Here is a 16,985-nt window from a genome sequence, read left to right as displayed (position 1 = left end):
ATTATTATGAATTTTTGATAAAGATGTAATTGCCTCATGGCAAGTCAATACTTGTCGGGTTTTGCGGAAAAGGGAAATAAAAAACCTTTAACCTTTTCCCCAAATCCAATTCCGAGTTAAAAATGCTTTACCCGAGCAGTATTGCATGGCAATTCATATAGTTTTTGTGAAGCTAAATAAGGTTTTGCCAATGTGATTATATAGCTAAGATGAATTTAAAGCTAATTTTAAGCATAAATATAGTCGAAGAATTTTACTAACAGATAAATAGTTTAATTTTTACGCAAAATGATGAAGTTAATCTTAATCATAACTTCAGCATTTTTGAATTTTATTTACAATAAAACAGGAATTATTGCAGATATAAAAATAAATAAAGTATTAAAATAAGTAATAGACCGTAATTGTAGATGATATCCGTTTATTAACAAATCCTATTTTCAGACTATTACCTTAATAATTTAGGCAGAGCAGGCAGGCAAAAGTGTTTTCTAAAAAGGTGCAGAGCTACATTAACCAAATCATAGTCGAAGAGAAAGTAATACAACAAGATGAAAAAGTATTTTGCCAGCAGGCAGATAGTGCTTCTCTAATGATTTGGATGGCTGGATGCAATGCACTTTATTGTTACTTAAATTCAAATTGGCTGGAATTTACTGGAACTCATCTAAAAATAGACAGGTCTGCATCTGCGCGAGGACAAGAGATAAGCAATGTCTGGACTTCTAGCATCCATCCAAAAGATAGACGACAATGTAAAAATATATACTTAAAAGCATTTACGAGTCATAACTCCTTTCAGAGGCAATATCGTTTGCGTCGGGCTGATGGTGAATATCGCTGGATTTTAGATACAGCCGTGCCACGATTTGCAGCAGATGGTAGCTTTGTCGGTTACATCGGTTATTGTGTGGATGTAACAGAAGTGCGACCTCTCCTGGGAAAAGCCTGTTCGGTGTTTACAAATTCATCTCGTCGTCTACGCAAACTAACAGAACAAAAACAGGCGGCAGAATTAACAAAAGCCCAAAAGCAACTACAAGCCGAAACAGCAAAACGCCAACTAGTTGAATCACAGTTACGCCAAAAAACATCAGAATTTGCAGCGATTTTGCAAGTGCTTCCTGGTTTGTACTTTCGTATTGATGCTGATGGAAATATTCTGGATTACAAGCCAGGAAAAATAGATAACCTGTATATGACAACAGAAGATTGTCAGGGTAAGAGTTTGCGAGAATGCCTACCGATTGTTATTAGCGATCGCTTACAGCAAGCAATAACTCAAGTACTTGAAACTCAATCTCCAGTCAGTTTTGAATATACCTTACCGCTTCCACAAGGAAAGAATAATTTTGAAGCTAGGTTATTACCATTACCAGAGCAACAAATCATAGTTCTTGTGCGCGACACCAGCGACAAAGTACAAGCAGCATTAATAGAAAGCGATACCAAATTTCGTACCATTATTGAAAATGCCAATAACATTATTTTTGCCCTGACACTTGAAGGAATATTTTCTTACGTTTCTCCTAACTGGACTGAAATTTTTGGGCATGAGGTTGCAGAGGTTGAAGGCCAATCCTTTGTTCCCTTCATACATCCTGACGATGTGCCTATCTGTGCAGATTATTTCCAAAGAATTGCGACAACAACCCAAAAGCAAGACCCAATTGAATATCGGGTAAAACACAAAAATGGCACTTGGCGATGGCATACAAGCAACTCATCTGCTATTCGAGATGGCAATGGTAATGTTTTAAACTTCGTTGGCATTTGCCATGACACCACCGATCGCAAACAAGCAGAAGTCGCACTCAGAGAAAGCGTCCAACGGGAAGCATTACTCAACCGTCTTTCTAACCAGATTCGAGCTTCCTTGGATCTGAATTACATTGTAGAAACCGCAGTGCAGGAGATCCGTAACTTATTCCAGATCGATCGCTGCGCCTTCTTTTGGTATCGACAAGATTCTGAAGTTCCTCATTGGGAAAGAGTATACGAAGCGAAAAGTTCCTCTTTAGCCTGTCTGCTTGACGATCGAGAAGCAACTAATGCAGAAATCGAACTCATCGCCGCCAAAACCTTGAATAGAGAAATCATCCGCATTAATGATGTTGAGACTGTGAACAATCACACTGCCCAGTTGTTTTTGCAGAAGTTCGGTTTCACTGCCTTTATGTCGCTACCCGTACACACCCAATCTGGTGAAATAGGTGCATTTAGTTGTGGTTCTTATCAGGGCTTCCGTCCTTGGCTGGATAACGAAGTAGATTTACTACAAGCAGTTACAGTTCAACTAGCGATCGCCATTGACCAAGCTAAACTCTACACCCAAAGTCGCATTGCCGCCCAAACCGCCCAAGACAAAGCCCAGCAGCTAGAAGCAGCATTATTAGAACTTCAACAAACCCAAGCGCAACTGATTCAAACTGAAAAAATGTCGAGTTTGGGACAATTGGTTGCAGGTATTGCCCACGAAATCAATAATCCTGTTAATTTTATCTACGGCAATATTGCTCATGCCAGTGAATATACGAAAGATTTGCTGGACTTGGTAGAACTTTATCAACAAAGTTACTGCCCACCAACACCAGAGATTCGCCAACAAATCTACAACATAGATTTAGACTTTCTCAAAGAAGATTTGCCCAAAATTTTGGATTCTCTGAACATGGGAGCCGAACGCATTCGGCAGATTGTCCTATCTTTACGCAATTTTTCTCGCCTTGATGAAGATGGCATGAAACGAGTGGATATTCATGAAGGTATTGATAGTGCCTTGCTGCTGTTGCAAAATCGTCTGAAAACCAAACCAGGACATCCTGAAATCCAAGTAATCCGAGATTACGGCAACCTGCAACCGGTAGTCTGTCACGCTGGACAAATGAATCAGGTGTTTATGAATGTATTGACAAACGCGATCGATGTTTTAGAAGAGTCATTTGTCATTTGTCATTTGTCATTAGCAAATAAATCTAAACAAAGGACAAACGACCAAGGACAAATGACTTCTCCTCAGATTCGCATTCGCACGCTCATTCAAGAAAACCGTGTAATCATTAGCATTGCCGACAATGGCCCAGGCATGACTGAGGAAATACGCAAACGCTTATTTGACCCCTTCTTTACTACAAAACCTGTGGGGAAAGGTACAGGTATGGGGTTGTCAATTAGCTACCAAATTGTCGTACAAAAACACGGCGGACAAATTCAGTGTATTTCAGCGCCAGGAGAAGGTGCGGAGTTTGTCATCATGATTCCATTACATCAGCAGCCTTCAACATAGATACAACTTTAATCTTTTCTTAATCAAAAAGTTAACCTATTGGTTGTTAACTAAGATTAATTCACTTTTTGCTGCAACATTTTAACCCCCCAAAACCTAAAATTTACAGGAATTGGGGGGATTATTTGTACTAATAGAGTGAGTTATGACTATAAATATTACAGTTCAATTGATTGAAAAACGTTGTAATGGTAGTACTATCTTTGCGTTGGCATAGCCCAACTCAGGCGATCGCACCTTTAAAAAAATCCCTAAATACACAAGTAAATTAAAAGACTGGGATGATACAACCTCAAGGTCAAAATAGTATCACCTACACCCGCGTTATCCATCTAAGTCATGTAATTGACATAGATATTCCCCAGTGGCCGGGAGATCCGACCGTAGAATTTGAAACTGTGGCTGAACTCAATAATGATGGCTATTATCTCCGAGGTTTCGCCTTGGGAGAACATAGCGCTACCCATATCAACGCTCCTAATAGCTTTCATAGCTATAGTATGGGAATTGACCAATACCCCGCTCAATCTCTAGTTGTACCTGCGGTGGTTATAGATATTCGCCAAGCCACAGCCATAAATTCTGATTATGCCCTGACTGTTGCTGATGTTGTAGCTTGGGAAGAAGAATACGGTGAAATTCCTCAAGGCTGCGTAGTTATACTGAATACTGGCTGGCAAAAAAAGTGGTTTGATAAAAGTGCATTTCTAAATCATGATGCTCAAGGTATTGCACACTTTCCAGGTTTTGGTAGCGACGCAACTCAATTTTTACTGGAGGAACGGCAAATCGCTGGGGTAGGAATTGATACTCATGGTGTAGACCCGGGACAGGATAACACCTTTGCTACTAATCGCCTGGTATTGGAAAAACCGCGTATTGTTTTAGAAAATCTCACCAATTTGGATCAGTTACCACCTAAAGGTACTACATTAGCGATCGGGATTCTTCGGTTGCGTGGTGGTTCTGGCTCTCCCGTGGGTGTCTTGGCGTTAGTGCCTTAATTTTTATACCAATTTCCTAAACTTGAGGATAATCTAGAAAGCAAGCAAACTTAGTATAGCTTTATGTAAAATCGGTAGCGTTTTTAAACGCAGAGGAACGCAAAGTAAACGCAAAGGTACGCAGAGTCTTGCCAAATTTTCTTGGCTTTTTATTTCTTTCTTTGTGTCCTTCTCTGGCGAGACGCTGCGCGAATGCGTCCTTTGTGGTTCGTTCTTCATATAGAAGTTGTATTAGTACATCCAGGGATTTTTAAGATGACAACTCCGCTATCTTGCCGCAATTACATTGATGGTCAATGGTTGAGTGCTGTAGGGGAAGCAACTTTAGAAAGTCGCAACCCTGCAAACAAAACCGAAGTCGTTGCCACATTTCCCCGATCGCAAGTTAATGATGTAGATACAGCAGTAGCCGCAGCCCGTAAAGCCTACCACAGTTGGCGCAAAGTCCCCGCCCCAGCTAGGGCAGAATATATCTTTCGCGTCGGGGAAATATTACTCCAGCATAAAGAAGAACTTGCCCAGTTAATCAGTCGAGAAATGGGTAAACCAATAACAGAAGCTAGGGGAGATGTGCAAGAAGGTATTGACTGTGCCTTTTACACTGCTGGCGAAGGACGGCGACTATTCGGGCAAACTACACCATCGGAAATGTCTAATAAATTCGCTATGACTGTGCGAATGCCCATCGGAGTTTGTGCCTTAATTACTCCCTGGAATTTCCCAGTGGCAATTCCTTGCTGGAAAGCTATGCCAGCTTTGGTATGTGGCAATACAGTCATCCTCAAACCTGCCGAAGATACCTCTGCCTGTGCAACTAAATTGATTGAGATTTTCCAAAAAGCAGGTTTACCACCAGGAGTAATTAACTTGGTGCATGGTGTAGGAGAAGAAGTAGGCAAAGCTTTAGTTGAGCATCCTAATGTTGATTTGGTATCTTTTACCGGTTCTTCAGAAACGGGTGCTTTTGTTGGCGCTACTTGCGGACGTACTCACAAGCGCGTCTGTTTGGAAATGGGTGGTAAAAATGCCCAAGTGGTAATGGAAGATGCTGATTTAGAACTTGCTCTCGATGGCGCAGTGTGGGGTGCTTTTGGAACAACCGGTCAACGATGTACGGCTACTAGTCGCCTGATTTTGCATCGTGATATTAAAGAAAAATTTACTACCATGCTTTATGAGCGTACTAGTAAGTTACGTTTGGGTGCTGGCACTGACAATAATACAGATATTGGCCCGATTGTCAATGAAAAGCAACTCAAACAGGTGAGCAAGTATTTGGATATTGCCCGTGAAGAAGGAGCAAAGGTTTTAATTGGTGGAGAAATTGCCAGTGAAGGCGAATTGAAAAATGGTTACTTCTTTCAACCAACTATTTTGGATGATGTAACTCCCGATATGCGAGTTGCCCGTGAAGAGATATTTGGGCCAGTGGTGGCATTAATTGAGGTTACTTCCTTTGAGGATGCGATCGCAATTCTCAACGATAGCAATTACGGTCTTTCTTCTTCAGTTTACACCCGCGATATCAACCGGGCTTTTACTGCCATGCGCGACATCGAAGCAGGTATCACCTATATTAACGGCCCCACTATCGGCGCAGAAGTACATTTGCCCTTTGGTGGTGTGAAACAAACCGGTAACGGACACCGCGAAGCTGGAACTACTGCTTTGGATGTTTTCACAGAATGGAAAAGCGTTTATGTTGACTTCTCTGGAAGTTTGCAACGCGCTCAAATTGATAACCGCAGTTAATTTTGTAATACAGCAATTTTCAGTTGAGTAGACTATAAAAAAGACCTAGCGCCCAGCCCCTTCCCTACAAGGGATGGGGAATAAGCCTTTTAGAAGAGAGAATCTAACTAACACGCATTGAAATGCGAAATTTGTAGTATCCCCTTGACATCATGGAGAGCATGTACTACATTTGTAGTATAAAGACAAAGACGACAACAAAAGGCAAAACTAAAACCTCTCAGAAGCTTGACAATTGCATAGATGCTACTTTTGGGGCCGCGATTGGTGTTCGACTGCTCCGAAGCCAACAAACGGACGGTTGCAGGATTCGGGTTCAATTCCCGACGGCTCCACCAAACTTGACTGCGGTTGAAGTTGTGTAGACGCTTCCTTCGCAAGATTCAGAGCATCGCAATTATACAAACTTGGGTCTGTAGCTCTAACGGTAGAGTTCCCAGATGTCACTTGTGCCCTGACAGAAAAAGCTTACATACTTGCTCAATGGTAGAGCGATCGTCTCTAAAACGATAAGTGTAGGTTCAATTCCTGCGGTGTTACTACAGCTTTTTCAACTTGCATGAGGTGTGAGTGTAACTCTCACAGGGAGGGTATCGGTTCAATCCCGATCAGATCCACTAATACGAATTCGTAATTCGTAATTCGTAATTCGTAATTAAAAAAGAGGTGATTGGAATGGTTCATATTCGATTTGAAGGACGTTCTGTTGATGTGCCAAAAACCCAATTGGGAATTGCAGCAGGGATGAATGATGTGGCGGTGAAGGAGCGTGTTGCTCGACATTTAGATGTAAATAGCGATCGCCTTTCTGCTTACGTAATCGATCGCCGTCCTAGTGGCGATTTGATCGTCCGTCCTGAAGCTGTCTACGGTTAAATTTTAGAGTCATCCGTGCCCCAACAGAAGAAGCATACATACACATTGATAACGGCTCTAAGGTAGCGAAATTCGAGCGATCGAGCAAGCGAAGTATGATTAAGTCTCTCGCAGATTTAAGATACGTGCCCACTGCCAATAGTTGGCAAGAGCGGCCGTAGCTGTAAAAAGCTTTTTGAACTTGCACGGAGTGATTTAAGACTCAATTCTGCGCCCTAACTTGTGAAGTCTACACACACTCCGGCAACGGAATGCAGGTTCGATTCCTGCCGCTCCCGTTAATGGGAGCGTAGCCAAACTGGTAAAGGCAATCGTGAAAACTGCTTTGCTAACTTGCGCGGAATTTCAATTAATTATTTAAATCCTATTTGTCTATAATTTTTACCCAATACGGAGGTGAGTTCAATGATGTTAGCTAACTCATGTTTAATAACAACTCAATTAGAACAACTGAATTTAAACAACGTGAGATATGAGCGAACATCGTTTGAGCGAAATTGTGATTGAGCGTCCTCGCGGTGGGAGGAGAATTAGCCTCAAAAAGGTGACTGGCTTTAAAAAGCGATTATACAAAATCACCGAGGATGCAATTCAGGATGGATTGTTTAATTCTTACCTGATTAAACCAATAAATAAATCCAAGTATCTTTCAGACCATCTCGGCCCTCTGCGTCGGTTTTTGCGTTCAAAAATCGGACAACCTTGGAATGAGGTTTACAGCCAATTGTGTCAACGATTAGATCCCAACACAATGGCAGGACAGCATGTTATCGATCATGTATGGGACTACGTTGAACGCCATGTGGAAATAATTGATGGTGGTTTTTATAGCAAGCCTTATCAAGGGTATCGAAATCAGCTAGATGTAAGCTATCGCGATCGCTTCTATATCCATCCTGAAACCGGAATTCTTTGTGCAGTCGAAAAAATACCTCGAAAGCAGAAGCAAAAGCCGGAACAAACTGATATTCTCATCATTGATAATTATCATCAATACCAAAAGCTAAACGAGATTTGGTATTTAATTACCTTTGAAGATATTCCGCCACACACTCATTATGTGATGGATGCTGTCAAGGGTAGAATTCATTATTCTGCTGTGATATGTAGAGGTCAAACGATTTACGCTGTTAGTAAAAAGCAGTGTAACAAGAAAGAAATTCGATTTATTTTAAATCAACTTTCTAAAACATAAAATTTTCACTTCGTGCCCTAACTGAAAAAGCTTACATACTAGCCGAATGGTAAGGCACTTGACTTAAGATCAAGCAACTACTGGTTCAAATCCCGTGTGTGAATCAACAGCTTCTTCGACTTGCACGAGGTGATTTAATTTCATTTAAATATGGAGGTGAGAACGATGAAAAAGATTAATTCTTTCAACATCGAGCCTGAAGATTTTGACGATTTCTGCTTTTGAACCATCAAGCAAACGTCGTCGTGGCTTCCCATCTGAAAAAGCTGTTAAACGTGGCGATCGCCTTGTTCATGGCGACAAGGAACTACAGGAAAAGCTTGGTAACAATGACCTTTGTCTTTGTGGTTCTGGTCGCTGCTTTCAAGAAGTGCTGTCGCAATAGCGGCAGATATGATGGCAGCTTACGCAGCTACTACTTTTAGGAAGTAAGAGCAAATTCGATAATTTTCCGCTCATTTCATTACCCAGTACCCAATCCCTAGTCCCCAGTCCCTTTTACTTGGCAGTTGTTGCCGCGCCCCGATCGCAGAAGCTTACATAATTTTGCACAAATTATACACAATGCTTCTACAACTTGCGCGGTGACTTTATCGCCCCGCGTGCAACACCTGCCTCCTTCAATTTTGGATTTTAGATCGCAGTCTAAAATCCAAAATCCAAAATTCCTAAAGGAGGTTCCCATGAATACCGCAGAACGCGATCTGCGTTTAGAAATGCTCAATAGTTTGCTCACAACTCCTCACCGCAAACTTGAGCAAGTCGCAGAAATTCACCAGTTAATTGTTGAACTCGATCCCATTTTCTACGGACATCTCGCAGTTTGGTATCAACGTTATGGCGATGTCCGCGACCATAAAGAAGTATTCCTAGCTCATTTACTAACCAGCAATTTGATTGAACACCGTGATGCTGGATTTATGATGCTGCAAGAGTTTCCGCCCTATCAAGTAGCTCGTGTGGTGGATTTTATGAAGCAGCAGCAAAATAAGCTGCCTCGTTCGGCTCGGACTGCGGTACGGCGTTACTTGAAGGTACGGGAGAGCAATCCGGCTCTGTTCGATCGCGCCGCTTTGCGAGGTCGTAAAGCAATGAAGCACTTATATGCTTCACTGCACATCAAGCCAAATGAACGGGCAAATGCGATTTTGTTTGGCGATACTCCTCCAGAGGGTTCTTTAGCAAATGTCCTGAAGCAGCTTGCTAAGGCAGAAAATGCGGCAGAACAGGCACGGCTGATTGTGGAGTTCAAAATTCCCTATACGATCGCAGTTGGTGCAATCAAGCAACTTACACCTGTTGTCTTGGTGGCATTAATCAACAGTATGACTCCTCAAGAAGCGATCAATAACCTCAAGTCTCTCCAGACTAGAGGCGCAATGGATCATCCAGAAGTCAAGAAGCTGATTGATTCCAAGCTGGAGGCAGCGTCTAAGAGTACCCGTGTCTCAGCATTTAAAGCACAGGTTGCCGCAGACGCAGGAGATTTTGACGCAGACACCGTTGCTCAACTAGAAAAGGTGACAAACGAACAGGTAAAGCGGCGTGGTGCGATCGCTCGTCCAACTGCTTTATTGGTGGATAAGTCTGGTTCAATGGAAAATGCGATCGCGATCGGTAAACAACTCGCTGCCCTAATCTCTGGTATCACTAAGGCAGAACTGTTTGTCTACGCCTTTGACACCATTCCTTACGCTATTACAGCAAAGGGCAAGGAGTTGACCGACTGGGAGCGTGCCTTCCAGCACATCAATGCAGGTGGTGGTACTAGCATCGGCTGTGCATTGGAAGCAATGCGGAAGAAGAAGCAGGTAGTTGACCAGATAATTTTGGTGACGGATGAGGGCGAAAATGCTGCTCCTTACTTCGGTGAAGTCTACAAGAACTACTGCCGGGAGTTGGCGATAATGCCCAATGTGGTGATTGTCCGTGTGGGTGGTCATTACGACTGGGTGGAGAGTCAATTGAAACAGCAGCAAGCACCTGTAGATACGTTTACTTTTGCGGGTGATTACTACAGTTTGCCGAATATCGTCCCACTTCTAACACGCCCCTCTCGCCTGGATTTACTGATGGAGATTCTGGATATGCCCTTGCCTGTGCGAGATGATAAATAAGTTCTAAAATTATAACAATGCTTATTATTATAAATAGTAAGCATTGATTTTTTTGTAAATTTTAACCGCTTGTATTCTGCTCAAGCCAAGCAACTAAATCAGATATATTTGAAAAATCCCAAAATTCTTCTCCTAAGCTTTCCAATTGCTCAGTAGATAATACTTGGAGACGCTCGATTATTAGTGAATCTATCTTACCAAAGCGTCTATTTAAAAGACGTAAAGTATATTTAAACGCTCCTTTTTGTTCTCCCTTTTGCAAAATATACTGATAAATCACTGATTCTTGCATAGTTGCCTCCCGTAATAATTGCAGAATCAAATCTTGCTCAAACTTTAACCCTGCTAAAATCTCAGTATAAGCAGCAGTATTTTGTCTTGTCTCGATATCTGGAATTTTAGCAATTTCCTGGGCAACCTGGGATAATAACATTTGGGGTGAATCTGTTTGTGTTAGCGGTGCTAAAGGTAATAATGCTAGATTGCTAAGAAATAGTGCTGAATCTTGCTCCCACATCCGTATAACTCGATAACGGTGGGTTGTTACTTCACTGACATATTCATCAGTAAAAGCGATCGCGTCACTTGTCTGTTGCAAGAAAATTACTACTTGTGTGACAGGAACTTGATATTTACGTGTCAATCTAACGTAATAATCTAGCATCCGCAGAGAAATTGGTTTTTGTGATTTGATAGTAGTTTGAAATTCTAGGTGTAAAATCCGATTTTCTGTTTGCAGAAATGTTACTGAGTCAGCGCGTATGGGTTCGATGCTCAATTCAGTTTTTAAAATTTCAATTTTTTGCGGTTCTTGATTTAATAACCAACGGATAAAATCAAGGGGATACTTTTCTGCAAGGATATTACAAAGGTTATCATATTCTGCCATCTAAAGGATTACACTTGATTTTATTTATTATTTTATATTAGATTGGCTTCTTGGCAGTTTAGCCGTATTACCAGCGTCATCAATGAGTATTTCAGTAGATTAGTGAGTGATATCAAGTAACAGCGATCGCTCTACTCCAAAATCTCTCTTTTCATCTCTTCTAATTTTATGTAGTATATTGTATTATATAAATATCCTGCGTGCCCTAACTCGTGTGAGCCTACATACTAGTACGAGAGGAAGGTAACACTGCCAAATGCAGTGGGCGTGTGTGAACGGGGAGTGCGAAGAACCTGGGAGGTTGGCTTAAAAGTAGCCATCCTTTAAAGAGTGTGTAATAACTCACCAGTGGAGTCCCTCTAGTAACTGAGAACACGTAATGCTCCACTAACTTGCACGCAGAATTTTATTAATTCGTAATTCGTAATTCGTAATTCGTAATTAATAAAGTCAGATTTTATAGGGTTGCATTGGTAGCCTTATTTGTGAAAATTGGTATTAGTTATGACTAATATATTTAAGCTAATTAACCAAATTGCGATCGCAGAAGCACAATTACACAGCACCCAATTCCTAGCACCCTGCGTCAAAGGTGGACGAGTTCGCACACGGGTAGCCGGGATGGTTTACACCTTCAGTCCAAAACCTAGTAAATTTCAAGGTTGGGGCATCTTTCAGGCTGTGGATGAAAAAACAGCAACGGTTATAGAAGAAGCAGACTTACCCCAAATTGCAGAATACTTGCAACACTTTCCCCAAATACGACTGCGGTTAGCACATCAACTGCAAAAACAAACTTGGTTAGCATATCCTGTGAATGAAGCAGATATGCGTCAACGGTTGAAGGTGGTTAAGCCGATCGCAGTCCACTTAATTACCGAGGGCGTTACCTTTGAGCAAATCATTGCCCGATGGAATGGACATTCATGCTGGTTCGAGGAAGTTGATCGCCGTACCGATCCGGTAATTGTTGAAACTCTGCAATCTGCCGTTAAGCAACTAATTCCGGCTGAGGAATTACAGTTTAAGGGCATTACTCCAGAAATCCGCACAGTGTATGAATTAGCAACTCGGCGCATTGAGGGATTTACTCAACCCCAACAGGATGAAAAGCGATTGAGAAAAGCTTTGCAAATGGGTGGCGGTGAATTAAATCAATTCCACGATCGCAACGACTACTGGACAGTTGATTGGACAACTTCTGATGGGGTTCGCCATAGTAGCGCGATCGCCAAAACTGATTTAACTGTTGTTAGTTCTGGCATTTGTCTAAGTGGACGCGATCGCGATTTCGACTTGCAATCCTTAGTAGCTGTCATAGAACAACAAGAGTAGTTAATTACGAATTACGAATTACGAATTATTATGAGTGTCTTTTTTCATGAACAGCTTTACCGCACCAATGCTGTGATGACAAAGCTGAAAAACTATCCTGTAACCATTTGTGGTGCTGGAGCATTAGGAGCTAATATAGCGGAAAACTTAGCTCGGTCTGGTTTTGATAAACTTACCGTGATAGATCGCGATCGCATTGAGGAGCGTAACCTTTCAACTCAGCCTTACTACCGTTCTGATGTTGGAGCTTTCAAGGCGAAAATCTTGGCGAACAATTTATATCGAGCAATTGGTACTAAAGTTGATGCCAAAACAAAGGAGTTAACATCAGCAAATACAACTCAACTACTCAAAGACAGTCAGCTAATTATCGATGTCTTTGACAATAGCGTGGCGCGTCAAGCGGTGAAAGATTATGCTGACCAATTAAGCATACCTTGTCTTCATGCCGGACTATCGGCTGATTATGCAGAAGTGATTTGGAATGACGTTTATCGCGTTCCTTCCGAGGCTAATGATGATGTTTGCGATTATCCGTTAGCGCGAAACCTAGTGATTTTAACTGTTGCTGTGGCGTGTGAAGCGATCGTTTCATTCATTGCCACAGCAGAACAGCGTAACTTTAGTATCACCCAAAAGGATCTGACTGTTCAATCTATGTATTAGCGAGTCCGCTTTTTCGGTCAAAATTCATGTCTGTTTTCTGACTCCTGACTCCCAATACTTGTCGGTTAAAGGGAAAAAGGGAAACCTTTAACCTTTACCCCAAATCAAATTCCGAGTTAAAAATGCTTAACCGAGCAGTATTGTCCTGACTCCTGAATTATGTTCGATAATAATAGCTACAATAAAACTATTAAAGTATTTTATTAAGAAAATGACAGATTTAACTCCGAATAGTACATTTCTAATAGCAGGAATTGTTTTTATAACTATTGCCGTCATTGGACAATCTAAATTAGGGTTTGTCGAAATTAATCCCGGTTGTTTTGGGAGATTTTTGGCTCTAATTATTGGTATTTCAAGCTTATTCTATGCTCTGGGACTACTAAGTTTTTCAACTGAAACTATTGACCTGTTGAGGACTTCTCTAACAGAACAAATTAAACAGAGTATAGGTTCAATTAATGACTTGTTGCAAGGATCGTAAAAAAATTATTTCAGGGTGCATTTAAATAGCTTAGAGTTAAGAGGTTGTTTGAAAAATATTTTTTGTGATTTTAGGCACTCATTAATCCCCCTAATCCGTCTTAAAAAGGGGGAAAGAATGAAAGTCCTATGTTTTAAGGGGGATTCAGGAAGATATAGAAGTTTTTAAGCAGACACAATATCATTCCTTACTTATCAACTTTCTTTCTTCAGGGAGTAAGGTAGTTTCATCCTTCGGAGGTTCGCTATCTACGGCTTTGGCTGTAGTTATATACGGTTTGATTATTAAGCTAACACCAATTGTCCAACCTAATGCAACCGTCCAACCTGCGAGAATGTCGCTAGGAAAATGTACCCCCAGATAGAGACGACACCATGCAATAGCTATGATGTATAAGCTACCCAAGGTGAGAACCAACCAGCGCCAAGAGCTAGCCCAAGTTAAGAATAGCAAAATTGCTACCAAAGTTATACTCGTCATGGCATGACCACTAGGAAATGCAAAAGTATACTCAGGTGCAATGGACTGCCACAATTGGGGACGTACTCGATGCATTAATTGCTTTGCTGTGCGGTTGATGATCGTACTTCCTAATGAGGCGGTGAGTAAATAAGCTAGCGATCGCCAGCGTTTTTGTAGTAGTAATATAAGTGCGATCGCACCTAAAATCGGTATCGCCGTCCAAGGCAAACCAATTATAGCCAGTGTCACCGCTAAAACATCTAACTGTGGGTTGGCTGTGGAATGAACTGCTAATAAAATAGGCACATCCCACGGGAAGCCTGCTTGATTTTCCCATATCTTCACTGTCAGGATTTCAAAGACCTGGAAAGGTAAATAAACTCCTATCAAGAGGATTAAGAGCGATCGCCAACGAGCAATCAATAGATTTTTGAGAAAAGAAAGCGGTGACTGACTCTCTTGATTAGCTTTTTTCACAGTTTGCATATTAAGTTATTGTAATCAATTAACGTACAAGTTTTTTCTTAATGTCATCTATCACTAGATAGTTTTAGTTACTTTGACTCCTTAATACTAAACAAATTTAATCTTTTTTTTCTTAGGCAAGGATATTGAAAGTTGTCCAACTTTACCGATTACAAAATACTAGAATCTTGAGAAGTTCCACAATGTTTACAATACGACAAATGTTTATAAGTAAGATTATGACAGTTTTGGCATTCAACGTATTGGTAATAGCCACAGTGCGGACAGTAAGTATCAATCTGTCGAATTTTCTTAGCGCAATTGACACAGCGTGATTTTTGGACTCTATTAGCTGCCTGAACTTTAGTATTAAAGACAACTTTTTGAAAAAACTGGATAATTCCAAAACCAATAATTGGAATCAGCAAAATATAAGCATAATTTATCAGGAAAACTAACCCACCAAAAAGGGTACTAATGATATTAAAGAAAAATTGAAATATTGCACCTATTTGCAGAAATTCAAATACTTTAACAATTAGTGGAATAAAAAATATAACTAGCAAATGCCAGCTAATTAGCGATACAAGTCCATATCCTCTTCTCTGAGCAAATTTGTGAACTGATAAAGCAATGATAATCAGAGGTAATAGAAAAAGCGACTGAAAACCAAGCTGTATACTTGGATACCAGAATGATGCGTGCTGATAACCTTTGTCAACTTCCTGGAATTGATTGTCATCTTTAAGAAAGGTTATAAAACTAATGTTTTCCGGTTTAGTAAGCAGTTCATTTTTAATAGTAGAAATTTCTTGTTTAAGAAGATAAATTTGGCGATTATTTTGTTCTAAGGTCTGTTTAGCTTTTTCAGCACTGACTTGATTAATTGATTGTTCACGACCCTGACCTGCAATTTTTTCTAATAACGTTGAGTCATATTGGGCTTTAATAGTGCGATTGGCTTGTTCAAGGGAAGTTATTTTCGCTTGTTCCCGATCGATAGTTTTGATGATTTGCTGCTTTTCAGGATTGTCAATTTTATCTTTGTAGCTGGCATATTGCAAACACGTTTGAGAAACCTTACCTAAATGTCCGGCTTCAGCTTTTTGATAGTTTTCCTGAAAACTGGGTTGATTATTCTGGTAATCTGACAATGAAAGTCTCACAATTTCATAGTCTTTATCTTTAGTGGTTTTTGCCCGGTAATTTTGCCATTCTGAATAACATGGATAAGCTTCGGTCGGGCTGATATGCCATCTGCTAATATCATCCAGTCCCGTAAAAACATTCATCAAGATAAAAATGTCAATTAAAATGATCACAATCAAACTCACTTTATTCAGTGGTTCGTTGTTGATTGTTCTTGATTGACTCCAAAATTGACTCAAAAATCGGCGAATTCTGGCAAACATATTGTCTTTTAAATAAATAGAAATTTAATCCGAATCAATTCTATATGATTAATACTGAATAGCTGGAATAAAATACATCTATTCATCTCAAGATTTGTTAATTTTTGAATATGAACAAATCCCTAACTTCTCAAAGAAGTCAGGGATTTGTAGCTTTCAATTTTCACAAATCAGGCTATGGTCAAAAATATTATGACTTCCACCTGAAGTTGATATAGGTAGCGGCTGTGTGCCCTAACTGAAAACTATTTCGCAGCAAAGTAGGCTTCTAGCGCCTCGGAACCACCAATTAATTTACCATCAATAAATACTTGGGGAACTGTTGTCGCCCCTGTAACTGCTCGTAATGAGCGTGTGGTGATATCCTTACCCAAGGTAATTTCTTCGTAATTAATGCCATGTTCCTTGAGCATGGCTTTAGCACGCGCACAGAAGGGACAACCAACTTTCGCAAATAGAGAAACTACTTCGGGCTTCACTGCTTGGGGGTTAAGATATCTGAGCATTGTTTCAGCATCGGATACCTTAAAGGGATCTCCTGGCTCATCTGGCTCAATAAACATTTGGTTAATTACACCATCTCTTACCAGCATCGAGTAGCGCCACGATCGCTTACCAAAACCTAAGTCTGATTTATCTACTAGCATCCCCATGCCTTCAGTAAATTCACCATTGCCATCTGGAATTAGTGTAACATTTTCTGCTTCTTGATCCTTTGCCCATTCGTTCATCACAAAGGCATCATTGACAGAAATACAGATAATGTCATCGACACCATTTTCTTTGAAAACCCCAGCCAACTCGTTATAGCCAGGGAGATGAGTTGATGAACAAGTCGGAGTATAAGCACCTGGTAAAGAGAAGACAACTACTGTCTTATTAGCAAACAATTCCTCGGTTGTCACATCTACCCACTGATTGCCCAGACGAGTATGAAAAGTAACATCAGGAACTCTCTGTCCTCGGCGATTCGTAACCATGTTCTTGCTTCCTCAAGTAATCAATCCCAGTCATAACCTAGCATGGGAGAACTAGTATAATG

The 16,985-nt window shown here is 40.7% G+C and carries 14 protein-coding genes, 2 tRNA genes and 1 other annotated feature; of the genes, 12 read left to right on the top strand and 4 right to left on the bottom strand.

Features of this window, described 5'->3' with window-relative positions; translation table 11 throughout:
• The first annotated feature begins 484 nt into the window (after positions 1-484).
• The 9 genes from RMZ41_RS09025 (at position 485) to RMZ41_RS08985 (ending at position 10,230) form a co-directional block, all read left to right on the top strand.
• Positions 485-3,286: a PAS domain S-box protein gene (locus RMZ41_RS09025; protein WP_322644410.1), complete on the top strand. Its 2,802-nt coding sequence runs from the start codon at positions 485-487 to the stop codon at positions 3,284-3,286.
• A gap of 281 nt (positions 3,287-3,567) precedes the next feature.
• Positions 3,568-4,290 (top strand): cyclase family protein, encoded by a 723-nt coding sequence (locus RMZ41_RS09020; protein ID WP_322644411.1) that lies wholly within the window; start codon positions 3,568-3,570, stop codon positions 4,288-4,290.
• A 255-nt stretch (positions 4,291-4,545) separates the two neighbouring features.
• Complete coding sequence (locus tag RMZ41_RS09015; RefSeq protein WP_322644412.1) at positions 4,546-6,042, top strand: aldehyde dehydrogenase family protein; 1,497 nt, start codon at positions 4,546-4,548, stop codon at positions 6,040-6,042.
• Between the two features lie 254 nt (positions 6,043-6,296).
• Positions 6,297-6,380, top strand: a tRNA-OTHER gene (locus RMZ41_RS09010).
• 337 nt (positions 6,381-6,717) lie between these two features.
• On the top strand, positions 6,718-6,918 hold the full coding sequence (locus RMZ41_RS09005; protein ID WP_012407952.1) for a hypothetical protein: 201 nt from the start codon (positions 6,718-6,720) through the stop codon (positions 6,916-6,918).
• A 472-nt stretch (positions 6,919-7,390) separates the two neighbouring features.
• Positions 7,391-8,113 carry a hypothetical protein gene (locus RMZ41_RS09000; RefSeq protein ID WP_322644413.1) on the top strand — a complete coding sequence of 241 codons (723 nt, stop codon included), beginning with the start codon at positions 7,391-7,393 and terminating at the stop codon, positions 8,111-8,113.
• Between the two features lie 32 nt (positions 8,114-8,145).
• Positions 8,146-8,214 (top strand) — tRNA-Leu (locus RMZ41_RS08995).
• 104 nt (positions 8,215-8,318) lie between these two features.
• Complete coding sequence (locus RMZ41_RS08990) at positions 8,319-8,498, top strand: hypothetical protein (RefSeq protein WP_322644414.1); 180 nt, start codon at positions 8,319-8,321, stop codon at positions 8,496-8,498.
• A 298-nt stretch (positions 8,499-8,796) separates the two neighbouring features.
• Positions 8,797-10,230, top strand: a complete 1,434-nt coding sequence (locus RMZ41_RS08985) for a vWA domain-containing protein (protein WP_322644415.1) — start codon at positions 8,797-8,799, stop codon at positions 10,228-10,230.
• A gap of 61 nt (positions 10,231-10,291) precedes the next feature.
• Here the strand turns inward: RMZ41_RS08985 and RMZ41_RS08980 are convergent, their stop codons facing one another.
• A complete protein-coding gene (locus RMZ41_RS08980; protein ID WP_322644416.1) occupies positions 10,292-11,119 on the bottom strand; it encodes a DUF4351 domain-containing protein in 828 nt (275 codons plus the stop codon).
• 293 nt (positions 11,120-11,412) lie between these two features.
• Positions 11,413-11,468, top strand: a sequence feature (23S ribosomal RNA rRNA prediction is too short).
• Positions 11,469-11,623: 155 nt separating this feature from the next.
• On the opposite strand from RMZ41_RS08980, the gene RMZ41_RS08975 reads away from it, so the two are divergent.
• The 3 genes from RMZ41_RS08975 to RMZ41_RS08965 all read left to right on the top strand — a co-directional run bounded on the left by RMZ41_RS08975 (position 11,624) and on the right by RMZ41_RS08965 (position 13,604).
• Positions 11,624-12,454: a hypothetical protein gene (locus RMZ41_RS08975; RefSeq protein WP_322644417.1), complete on the top strand. Its 831-nt coding sequence runs from the start codon at positions 11,624-11,626 to the stop codon at positions 12,452-12,454.
• Positions 12,455-12,484: 30 nt separating this feature from the next.
• Positions 12,485-13,120, top strand: a complete 636-nt coding sequence (locus RMZ41_RS08970) for a ThiF family adenylyltransferase (protein WP_322644418.1) — start codon at positions 12,485-12,487, stop codon at positions 13,118-13,120.
• A 211-nt stretch (positions 13,121-13,331) separates the two neighbouring features.
• Entirely contained in the window at positions 13,332-13,604 is a 273-nt protein-coding gene (locus tag RMZ41_RS08965) for a hypothetical protein (RefSeq protein WP_322644419.1), read from the top strand.
• Positions 13,605-13,784: 180 nt separating this feature from the next.
• Here the strand turns inward: RMZ41_RS08965 and RMZ41_RS08960 are convergent, their stop codons facing one another.
• From RMZ41_RS08960 to RMZ41_RS08950, 3 genes are all read right to left on the bottom strand, one after another.
• Positions 13,785-14,552, bottom strand: coding sequence for a phosphatase PAP2 family protein (locus RMZ41_RS08960; protein ID WP_322644420.1), 768 nt, complete (start codon positions 14,550-14,552; stop codon positions 13,785-13,787).
• A 149-nt stretch (positions 14,553-14,701) separates the two neighbouring features.
• A complete protein-coding gene (locus RMZ41_RS08955; RefSeq protein ID WP_322644421.1) occupies positions 14,702-15,943 on the bottom strand; it encodes a hypothetical protein in 1,242 nt (413 codons plus the stop codon).
• A gap of 245 nt (positions 15,944-16,188) precedes the next feature.
• On the bottom strand, positions 16,189-16,923 hold the full coding sequence (locus tag RMZ41_RS08950) for a redoxin family protein (RefSeq protein WP_322644422.1): 735 nt from the start codon (positions 16,921-16,923) through the stop codon (positions 16,189-16,191).
• Positions 16,924-16,985 lie beyond the last annotated feature (62 nt).

It is taken from the genome of Nostoc sp. DedVER02 (assembly GCF_034530675.2).
Taxonomy (GTDB): domain Bacteria; phylum Cyanobacteriota; class Cyanobacteriia; order Cyanobacteriales; family Nostocaceae; genus Nostoc.
Note: the sequence above shows the minus strand (reverse complement) of the source record. Positions and strands in the feature narration are given on the sequence as shown.

Coding starts and splice junctions, on each gene's coding strand:
- RMZ41_RS09020 (WP_322644411.1), top strand. CDS start 3,568: ATGATACAACCTCAAGGTCAAAATAGTATCACCTACACCCGCGTTATC.
- RMZ41_RS09015 (WP_322644412.1), top strand. CDS start 4,546: ATGACAACTCCGCTATCTTGCCGCAATTACATTGATGGTCAATGGTTG.
- RMZ41_RS09005 (WP_012407952.1), top strand. CDS start 6,718: ATGGTTCATATTCGATTTGAAGGACGTTCTGTTGATGTGCCAAAAACC.
- RMZ41_RS09000 (WP_322644413.1), top strand. CDS start 7,391: ATGAGCGAACATCGTTTGAGCGAAATTGTGATTGAGCGTCCTCGCGGT.
- RMZ41_RS08985 (WP_322644415.1), top strand. CDS start 8,797: ATGAATACCGCAGAACGCGATCTGCGTTTAGAAATGCTCAATAGTTTG.
- RMZ41_RS08980 (WP_322644416.1), bottom strand. CDS start 11,119: ATGGCAGAATATGATAACCTTTGTAATATCCTTGCAGAAAAGTATCCC.
- RMZ41_RS08975 (WP_322644417.1), top strand. CDS start 11,624: ATGACTAATATATTTAAGCTAATTAACCAAATTGCGATCGCAGAAGCA.
- RMZ41_RS08970 (WP_322644418.1), top strand. CDS start 12,485: ATGAGTGTCTTTTTTCATGAACAGCTTTACCGCACCAATGCTGTGATG.
- RMZ41_RS08965 (WP_322644419.1), top strand. CDS start 13,332: ATGACAGATTTAACTCCGAATAGTACATTTCTAATAGCAGGAATTGTT.
- RMZ41_RS08960 (WP_322644420.1), bottom strand. CDS start 14,552: ATGCAAACTGTGAAAAAAGCTAATCAAGAGAGTCAGTCACCGCTTTCT.
- RMZ41_RS08955 (WP_322644421.1), bottom strand. CDS start 15,943: ATGTTTGCCAGAATTCGCCGATTTTTGAGTCAATTTTGGAGTCAATCA.
- RMZ41_RS08950 (WP_322644422.1), bottom strand. CDS start 16,923: ATGGTTACGAATCGCCGAGGACAGAGAGTTCCTGATGTTACTTTTCAT.